The 682-nt window shown below is 40.9% G+C and carries 1 protein-coding gene; it reads left to right on the forward strand.

Annotated features, from left to right (window positions below; genetic code table 11):
* Positions 1–324: 324 nt before the first annotated feature.
* A partial coding sequence (locus ACCI49_RS24950; RefSeq protein ID WP_371841962.1) for an SEC-C metal-binding domain-containing protein occupies positions 325–682 on the forward strand: 358 nt, incomplete at its 3' end.

Here is a 682-nt window from a genome sequence, read left to right on the forward strand (position 1 = left end):
GTAAGCGGTACATGAACCACATTATTCATCAAAGTATGTAGTTTGCGTACCGCTTACGATCGCTTACAGACTAAGCCTTATATGATGTTTCTGTTCGTCAGCTTGTAGTTTTGCTAGCTACTTCCTCCCCACAAGACCTCACGGTGTTGCAGTTGCCATTCGCTAGTAGTTAGCATTTAATGGAACCCATTAAACGGTGATCTTCCTACAGGGGACTTTCACCTCATTAGTTCACGCCCATGCTGGGCATACCAAAACGCTGCACCCGACTCCGGCGCAATTGCGCCTCCGCGGGTGAGCTTGGCGTTAGGCAGGGAAATTGAAATGAGTATCGGAAGAAATTCACCATGTCACTGTGGTAGTGGTAAGAAATATAAGAAGTGTTGCCTTTCAATTGACGAAAGTAATAAAAGCAATATTCTTCGACAGAAAAGTGCTGATCAATTAGCTTCACTTGATCGCGCATTAGCAGGTGTAATTCCAAATAATGATGATCCAGAAGAAAACTCTCCAGAATTTTCTGAACTTGAAAATTGGGTAGATGAGTATTTATCTACGATAGATGAGAACCATCCATTCAGAAAGTATCTTATGGACAGTAATATTACACATTTTACTTTGCTTAAAATTGCCAAAGAAGAGGGGTATTCTGATTATTACAAAAAAGCAGAACCTCTTTATG

This window comes from Microbulbifer epialgicus (genome assembly GCF_041447265.1).
Classification (GTDB): domain Bacteria; phylum Pseudomonadota; class Gammaproteobacteria; order Pseudomonadales; family Cellvibrionaceae; genus Microbulbifer; species Microbulbifer epialgicus.